This window comes from Mycobacterium sp. (genome assembly GCF_050701675.1).
Classification (GTDB): Bacteria; Actinomycetota; Actinomycetes; order Mycobacteriales; family Mycobacteriaceae; genus Mycobacterium.
Genome location: NZ_JBOGDD010000809.1, coordinates 1 through 7922, shown reverse-complemented (window position 1 = coordinate 7922; position 7922 = coordinate 1). Strand labels below are relative to the sequence as shown.

At 67.2% G+C, this 7922-nt stretch carries 10 protein-coding genes; 2 read left to right on the top strand and 8 right to left on the bottom strand.

Translation table 11 applies throughout. The features are described 5' to 3' along the window. From ACRDUX_RS24815 to ACRDUX_RS24785, 7 genes are all read right to left on the bottom strand, one after another. Positions 1–564, bottom strand: a 564-nt coding sequence (locus ACRDUX_RS24815) for an NADH-quinone oxidoreductase subunit C (RefSeq protein ID WP_526417498.1), incomplete at its 3' end; no start/stop codon positions are given. Further along, complete coding sequence (locus tag ACRDUX_RS24810; RefSeq protein ID WP_526417496.1) at positions 561–2030, bottom strand: complex I subunit 5 family protein; 1470 nt, start codon at positions 2028–2030, stop codon at positions 561–563. The genes ACRDUX_RS24815 and ACRDUX_RS24810, both read right to left, overlap by 4 nt. Continuing rightward, positions 2030–2692 (bottom strand): hypothetical protein, encoded by a 663-nt coding sequence (locus ACRDUX_RS24805; RefSeq protein WP_526417494.1) that lies wholly within the window; start codon positions 2690–2692, stop codon positions 2030–2032. Before ACRDUX_RS24805 ends, ACRDUX_RS24810 begins: the two co-directional genes overlap by 1 nt. 10 nt (positions 2693–2702) lie before the next feature. Then, positions 2703–3653, bottom strand: a complete 951-nt coding sequence (locus ACRDUX_RS24800; RefSeq protein WP_526417500.1) for a respiratory chain complex I subunit 1 family protein — start codon at positions 3651–3653, stop codon at positions 2703–2705. 5 nt (positions 3654–3658) lie between these two features. Further along, a complete protein-coding gene (locus tag ACRDUX_RS24795) occupies positions 3659–5635 on the bottom strand; it encodes a complex I subunit 5 family protein (RefSeq protein WP_526417492.1) in 1977 nt (658 codons plus the stop codon). Further along, positions 5632–6114 carry an NADH-quinone oxidoreductase subunit B family protein gene (locus ACRDUX_RS24790; protein ID WP_526417490.1) on the bottom strand — a complete coding sequence of 161 codons (483 nt, stop codon included), beginning with the start codon at positions 6112–6114 and terminating at the stop codon, positions 5632–5634. Before ACRDUX_RS24790 ends, ACRDUX_RS24795 begins: the two co-directional genes overlap by 4 nt. Continuing rightward, positions 6111–6434 (bottom strand): ArsR/SmtB family transcription factor, encoded by a 324-nt coding sequence (locus ACRDUX_RS24785; protein WP_526417488.1) that lies wholly within the window; start codon positions 6432–6434, stop codon positions 6111–6113. The genes ACRDUX_RS24790 and ACRDUX_RS24785 overlap by 4 nt, the downstream gene beginning before the upstream one ends. Positions 6435–6580: 146 nt before the next feature. Here ACRDUX_RS24785 and ACRDUX_RS24780 point away from each other — a divergent pair, with 146 nt between their 5' ends. Continuing rightward, positions 6581–6874 carry a hypothetical protein gene (locus ACRDUX_RS24780; RefSeq protein ID WP_526417486.1) on the top strand — a complete coding sequence of 98 codons (294 nt, stop codon included), beginning with the start codon at positions 6581–6583 and terminating at the stop codon, positions 6872–6874. A 5-nt stretch (positions 6875–6879) separates the two neighbouring features. Beyond that, positions 6880–7518, top strand: a complete 639-nt coding sequence (locus ACRDUX_RS24775; protein ID WP_526417484.1) for a maleylpyruvate isomerase family mycothiol-dependent enzyme — start codon at positions 6880–6882, stop codon at positions 7516–7518. A gap of 22 nt (positions 7519–7540) precedes the next feature. On the opposite strand, the gene ACRDUX_RS24770 is transcribed toward ACRDUX_RS24775, so the two are convergent. Next, on the bottom strand, positions 7541–7922 hold a 382-nt coding region (locus ACRDUX_RS24770; RefSeq protein ID WP_526417482.1), incomplete at its 5' end, for an SgcJ/EcaC family oxidoreductase.

Below are 7922 nucleotides of genomic sequence, written 5' to 3'. Positions count from 1 at the left end.
CTGGAAGAGTTTCTCGATGCCCCGGTGGACGAACCACAGTCGGATCTTCAGGCGCAGCACGGTTTCCCCTACGACGGAGAAGCGGAAGTGCCCGGGTTCGATCAGCCCGGCGTGCACCGGCCCGACGGGAATCTCGTAGACCCCGTCCCCGTCGACTGTGAGGAACGGGAAGCGGCCGCTGGCCGCGAAATTGGGTGGAGGTCCGGCGTCTGCGCGCATCGGATGCCAGTCCTGGGGCCAATGCGCGTGGCGGACCATGCGGCGTGGTCGTGGATGCCCGATGAGCTTGACGCCGAAGAGGTCCATCATCTCCCGCTCGAAGCGGCCTGCCGGGAAGGACAGGTGGGCCAGGGACTGCAACTCGAGGTCGTCCTTGGGGATGGTGAGGGTGAGTTCCGTGCGCCGATCGGGATTGCCGGCGAGGAACAGCGACACGATCCGGACTGCATCTGCGTCGTCGTGGGCGGCGACCAGCGCCAGCCGATAGCCGGCCGCGAGCAGTTCCTCCGTCGCAGCAGATTGGTCGTCGGCGTTCACCCTACGAGCGCTGCGCTGGGCGGTCACCGTGATGCCCCGAGTTGTTCTGCGGCGGTGTGGAATAGCTCGGTCAGCGGACCGGCGGTGACACCGAGCGCGAAGCTGGCCGCCACTCCGACCAGCAAGGCGCTGGCGACCGTGGCGGGCACCCGGATGGACGGCGACTCGGCAGTGGGCTCGCCGAGCAGTATCTGTCCCGTATTGCGCACCAGGGCGGCGAAGGCGATCACGATGAGCAGCAGAGTGGCGGCTAGCACCCAGGCGAGGCGTGCATCGGCCAGTGCGCGGGCGATGGCGAGTTCGCTCGCGAACATCGCGAATGGCGGCAGCCCGACCAACACCAGCATGCCGATCGCGAACGTTGCGCCGATCAGACGGGAGCGGCGGAATACTGCGGTGATGTCGGGGATTGCCGTGGAGTCGTGGGCAGTCTGTAGCTGTCCGCTGGCGAGAAACAGTACGGACTTGCCGATGCCGTGGGCCAGGACGTGCAGTAGCAGCGCTGCGATCGCCAGTTTGGTGCCGGCCGCGGCGGCGATCGCGATCAGTCCCATGTTCTCCATAGAGGAGTAGGCCAGCATCCGTTTGAGGTCGGTGGTCACGGTCAGCAGCGTGGCTGCGACGGCGACGGTGGCCAGCCCGACCACGAGTAGGCCCCAGCGCAGGAACCCCGTGCCGACCGCGGCGTCGACGATCGGTTTGATCCGCAGCAGAACCGAGAAGGCGACCGCAAGCAGCACGCCACTCATCAACGCCGACACCGGTGCCGGGGCCTGGCTGTGCGCGTCGGCCAGCCAGGTGTGAAAGGGGACCAGGCCGACCTTGGCGCCATAACCGATCAGGAGCAGTCCCCCGGCAAGGCGCGTCACGGCTGGGTCGAGCCCACTGGCGTGGGCGATCAGGACGTCGAGATTCAGGGCGTGGCCGCTGTCCGCGCCGGCGTGCCGGGCTGCGAAGTACAGCAGGATCGTGCCCAGGAACGCCATCGCGATTCCCACCGAGCAGATGATCACGTACTTCCAGGTGGCTTCCAGCGCGGTGCGGGTACGGCGATGCCCGACCAGAAAAGCGGTGATCACCGTGGTGGCCTCGATCGCGACCCAGATGACACCAATGTTGTTGGCCGACACCGCCACAACCATCGCGGCCAGAAACGCCGGGGTGAGCGTGCCGTAGAGGTGGGCAGCCGTGGCGTCGGTGTGGCCGTGGTCGAGTTCGGCGTTGATGTAGCCGATGCTGGCAACGGCGCCCAGCGTGCCGACCGTCCCGATGACGATCAGCATTACCGCGGAAAGGGCATCAGCCCGCAGCAGTCCGCCGAGCAGCACGTGCGGGGCCGCTCCCAGTCGAATAGCGACCCCGACCCCGCCGCACAAGATGCTCAGCGCGCTCAGCGCGGTGAGGCTGGCGGTGACCCGGCACCAGCCGGCCACCGCGGTGAGCGCCGCGGCCGTCAGTGGCGCCAGGATCGATACGAGCAGCAGCAGTGTCATCAGTCGTGCAACTCACGGAGAGCGTCTAGGTCGGCACCGCCGAACTTGCGTCGCATTCGACCGGTGAGGACACCGATCACGATGACCGCGAACAGCACGTCCAGGGACGCCCCGAACTCCACGATCACCGGCACCCCGGCGGTAAGCAGGAACGCGGCTGCGGCAATCCCGTTGTCCAGCATCAGGAATCCCGCTGCCTGCGAGATGGCGTGGCGCCGGGTGACCATCACGAACAACGCAATCAGCACCACGGCGAACGCGCCGGGGACCGCACCGATGGCCGGCCCGGGGTCCAGGTTGACCACGGGACGGGTGACGGCGAACGCGGTGACCGTGAGCAGCGCCGCAATCAGCAGGGAGGCTGTGGTGTTCACCAGTGGGGTGGCCTCGCGTTGCCCGCGGTGCTCTGCGCCGAGCGCGCGCATCAACAGCCATGGCAACAGAGCCACGCGCAACATGGCGATGGCGGCGCCGACGACGATCAGGGTGGCATCGTGTTCGTAGGCACCCCGGATGATGGGGATCGCGGCCAGCGCGGCACCCTGCCAGGCGAGCAGCGCGATGATGGAGCGCAGGTCGCGGCGCCACACGATGAGGACGGCGGCCAGGACCAGGGCGCCCGCGGCGAGGTCGATCAGGCTGGCGACGGCGCTGTCGGTCATGGTGTCGCCTTCATGCCCGGGTGCTGAAGAAATTGGCGGCGGTGACCGCGAGCAGTGCCAGCAGGAACGACCCGGCGAGCAGTTCGGGCACCCGGAAAAGTCGCAGCTTGGCCAGGAACACCTCGGCACCGGCGAGCAGGACCGCCAGGACCGCGACTTTCGCTGCGATCGCCGCGATCCCGATCGCGACGTCCAGGGCGCTTGGATCCGAACCGGCGATGCCCCATGGAATGAACAGGTTCCCCAGCAGCGCCAGCAGAACCGCCAGGCGCATCCCGGAGGCCCATTCGACCACTGCCAGGCGCGGTCCCGCGTATTCGAGGACCATCGCCTCGTGCACCATTGTCAACTCTAGGTGGGTAGCGGGGTTGTCGACGGGAAGTCGGCCCGTTTCGGCGACGATCACCACCACCAGCGCTACGCACGCCAGCACCCCGGGCAGCGACACCGACTGCGCAGGGTTGTCAATGGTGTGCGCCACGATGGCGCCGAGGTTCGACGATCCGGTCGGGATGGACAGCGCGAAGATCGCGAGCAGGATGGTCGGCTCGACAAGGGCGGCGATGGTGATCTCGCGACTGGCGCCCATCCCGCCGAAGGAGGTCCCGGTGTCGATGCCGGCCAGGGTCAGCGCGACGGTGCCCAGGAAGAGCAGGCCGACTACCGCGAACAGATCAGCGACGGGGTCCAGCGGTGAGCCGGTGGCCACCAGCGGCAGTACGGCGACGATGAGGAGCGTCGTTCCGGCCAGGATGGCGGGCGCTGCGCTGAACACCACGGTGGTGCCGTTCGGGGTGATCTGCTGTTTTCGCAGCTGTTTGCGCAGGTCACGCCACGGCTGCAAGACCCCACCCCCGACGCGGCCCTCCAACCGGGCCCGGACTTGGCGCGTCATTCCGATCAGCACGGGAGCACCCAGCGCCACGCCGGTGATCTGCGTGACACCGGCGACATACGACATCAGGTTCATCGCGCCACCAGCAGGACGATCAGGACGCCGAGTGCGCCGTAGGCGAGGTATAGGTGCACACTGCCGGTGTGCGCACGTCGAATACCGTTGGCGCACAACATAACAAACCGAATGACCGGGGTGTAGAGCAGATCTTGGACGGCGTCGCTGATCTGGGCGCGGTAGGCGACCTTCGCCACCAGGTACTGCGACTCATCGAAGGGGGTGACCTCGACGTCGGTATCGGGGCGCAGCACGTCGTCGAACACCCGCTGCAGCGGTTCGGCGAACGAGGTGGCCGTGTACTGCATGCGCGCGGTGAGTTCATCTGCGCCGCACGCCCATAGCGGTAACGCCACCGGCTGCGGGCGTCGACGCGATCCCCACTGGGATGCGAGGACCGCAGCCAGCACCGCGACGAGCAGGAAGGCAGCGATCAGGCCCGGTGCCATCGACCCGGCCAGCCCGGGAAGATGCAGCACCGTGCCCAAGCCCGACAGATCGGCGCGCGCGGATGCGGGCAATGCGGCCAGCACTCGCCGTAACGGGGTGGCGAGCACGAATGGCGCGACGGCCACCACCACGCAGGCGACGGCTGCCGCGACCATTCCGATGAGCATGCTGGCGGGCGCCTCGCGGGCGCCGGCCGCTGCGTCGGACCGGGGCCGGGCCAGGAATCCGATGCCGAATGCCTTCACCATCGCTGCCACCCCGAGTCCGGTGGTCAGCGCGACTGCACCGACCGCCAGCGGAGTTGCCAGGGCGACCACCGTGTTGTGTTCGGGTGCAGCGTGGATCAGCGACTGCACGAGCAGCCACTCACTCACGAACCCCGCACCCAACGGCAGACCGGAGGCGCCCAGCGCGGCCACCCCGAACAGAATCGTGGTGGCGGGCATCCGGCGGGCCAGACCACCGAGGCGGTCCAGGTCACGCAGACCGGTCGCCGCGAGTACCGATCCGGCGGCCAGGAAGCCGAGGCATTTGAATGCGGCGTGCGCCACCAGATGCAGCAGCGCCGCAGCCATCGCCACCGTGGCCGCTGAGGCGGCGCCCGAGGCGGCCAGCAGCGTCGCCGCGCCGAGTGCGACGGTGATGAGCCCCATGTTCTCCACGGTCGAATAGGCCAGCAGCCGTTTGAGGTCGGTGGCCACCGATGCCTGCAGTACCCCGTAGACCGCCGACACCGCGCCGATCGCCAACAGCGTCACTCCCCACCAGCGGGGTCCGGGTCCGAGCACTTGCAGGTCGATGCGGATGATGCCGTAGATGCCGAGGTTGACCATGGCTGCGCTCATCAACGCCGAGACAGGGCTGGGTGCCTCGGGGTGGGCACGCGGCAACCAGGCGTGTAGCGGGAGCAGCCCGGCCTTCGAGCCGAAGCCGGCCAGCGTCAGGACGAACACTGCCGTGCGGGCACCGGGCGGCACCCCGGAAAGATCGGTGAAACGATCGGCCCCGCCGGCCGCGGACAGCAGCATCAGGCCGAGGAGGATCGCAACGAACCCGAGCTGGGTCATCACCGCGTAGAACACCGCGGCCGAGCGCACCGCTAGCCGGGTGTGTTGTGCGGCCACCAGGATCAGCGACGCGGCGGCCATCAACTCCCAGGACAGCAGGAAGGTCGACACCGACGCCGCGGCCGGCACCAGCATCATCGCCGCTACGAACAGTGGCAGCACGGTCAGCGGAACGACGCCCAGGTGCTCGCGGCGGGCGTAACCGATCGCATAGACCCCGACCGGGACCGCGACCGCACCGGTCACCGCGATGAAGAATCCGCCGAGCGGATCGAGTTGCAGTGCCACGCCGATCAGCGGGATCAACCAGCCGATCTGCACCGAGCGCGGCGGTCCCAGCATCCCGGCCAACCCGATCCCAATCCCGGCCAGACCCAGCGCAGACGTCAACACTCCGGCAGCAGCCGACCGGAAACCATTGTTCTGCAAAGTGTCCGGCGCGAACTCAGGTGCCGTGTCGACAGTGAAGGTCACCGTCCGGTCACCGACCGCAGCGCGGCCACGATCTGGGTGGGGGTGGGCGGGCATCCCGGGATCTCGACGTCGACCGGGACCACATCGCCGACGGCGCCGATGACACCGTAAGCGTCAGCGAACACACCCCGGTTCAGCGCGCAGTCACCGCAGGCGATCACGGCTCGCGGTTCCGGCGTCGCGTCGAGGGTGTTGCGCAGGGGCTGGGCCATGTTGCGGGTCACGACGCCGGTGACCAGCAGCGCGTCTGCATGTCGTGGCGAAGCGACAAGGCGGGCGCCGAATCGTTCGGCGTCATAGACCGGTCCGAAGGCTCCAGAGATCTCCACCTCGCAGCCGTTGCACGAACCGGCATCGACGTGGCGCACTTGCAGCGACCCCGCTATCCCGGTTGGCGCGTCGACTGCCCTCGGCGGGGCGTCATTGGCCGGCTCGGTGACCCGGCCGACTTTGACGATCTTGGCGATCCAGTCCTTCACGATGCATGGACCGCCGAAATCCCCAGTGCGCCAGCCTGTTCGTCGGGCAGACCAGCGCGCACCACGATTAGCAGTGCGGCGACGTGGGCGGAGGCAATCGAGTAGGTGACCGTCTTGCCGTGTCGTCGGGCGCTGACGATTCGGGCCCTGCGCAGCGCGGTGAGCTGCCGCGACAGGTCCGAGACTTCCAGGCCGACCCCGGGGAGCAATTCCGTCACCGATCGGTCCCAGGCCACGAGCATCTTCAGGATCCGGACTCGCGCCGGGTGTGCCATTGATCGGAAGAAGTCGGCACTCAGTGCGTCCAGTGACTCCGCCACCGCGCACCCCCCGAAGCAGTGTTCAACTACAGCAATCCATTAGTTAATGAATTTAGCATATAGACAAGTACGTGGGCGAAGGAGTGCCGATGGCAATCGGACACTGCCCTCCAGCCTTGTCTGGGCGGTAGGACAACCCTGCGGACTTGGGCGCCCTGTACTACTACTTCAAATCCAAGGAGGCGCTCTTGGACGCCCGTATCGACGGACTCAATACCGAACTGGCCGAATGGATCACCGCGTGGGCATCGCCGTTACCACGGCAAGAATGCGTGTTCCTGGCCGCGGTGGGTGTGAACAATATCCTCGGCATACGCTTCACGACCAGTTTTGTTCCACCAGTCCGAAGCGCGGGTGTCCGACGATCGTTGCCTCACCGAATGGACGGCAGTCCCCTCGCCAGCGGTTCACGACGGCGGCAGTTCGATGTGGTTCTCTGATTGCTGTGGGTGGGATCGGATCGCATGTCTGGCCTGTCGTTCATGCCGAACGCCGGGCGCTCGTCGAGGATTTGACCGGCTTGGACGCCGCAGCGTGGGAGACGCCGTCATTGTGCGCCGGCTGGGCCGTCCGTGATGTCATTGCGCATCTGGCAGCCACTGCGGCGTTGTCGCGTATCGGCTTCGCCCGCGAATTCGTCCGGGCAGGGTTCAGCGTCGAGCGCATCGTCGAAAGACAGGTGGCACGGGCGCGCGGACACGATGCGTCGGCGACGTTGGCGGCACTGCGGTCAGCGGTGGATTACGTTGTATCGCCGCCGCTTCCAGTGATCACGCGCGTCATCGAGATCGTGGTTCACGGAGAGGACGTCCGGCGTCCGTTGGGGATGAACCACACCTATTCGACCCCGGGTATCGCAGATGCCATCGGGTATCTCGTCGGCGACCGGCCGTCAGGTGGCAAGCGACGTCTCAAGAGCCTCACTCTGAGTGCCACTGATGCCGACTTCTCTGTCGGCAGCGGACCGTTGGTGAGGGGTCCGGCGGTCGCGCTACTCCTCGCGGCGTCAGGACGTTCGGCAGCGATCGACGAGATGTCCGGACCAGGCGCGAGTCAGCTCATCAACCGGGTTCTCCATGCGTGATAACGGTTGCGGGTGCCTTGTCTCATCTGCGAACTGTTCGCGGCAGCAGCCAACCCATCACCTTCTCGGTCAGCCAGCGATGTGTGGTGTTCTGCGAGGCGGCCAGTAGCCACCCGTCGTCGGTGCGCACTGCGACGGTGGTGTTGGTCCGGTCGGCGCGCCGATTCCACCGGCGGGTCTGCTTGGTAACGGCGGCCCTTGCGTGGATCAGCGCCACGTCCGGTGTCAGATACCGCAGTTGGGTGATCTGTATTCGCAGGCGCGATCCGTGTAGGACTCTCTTGAACAGTGGCGCATACGACGTGGCGATCGCCTTCCGGCCTCTCTGGCGGCCGCCCAGGAAGGTGACGTAGTCCGCGTCGTCGGTGAATACGCTGGCATACCGCTCGGGATCGGCTGCGTCC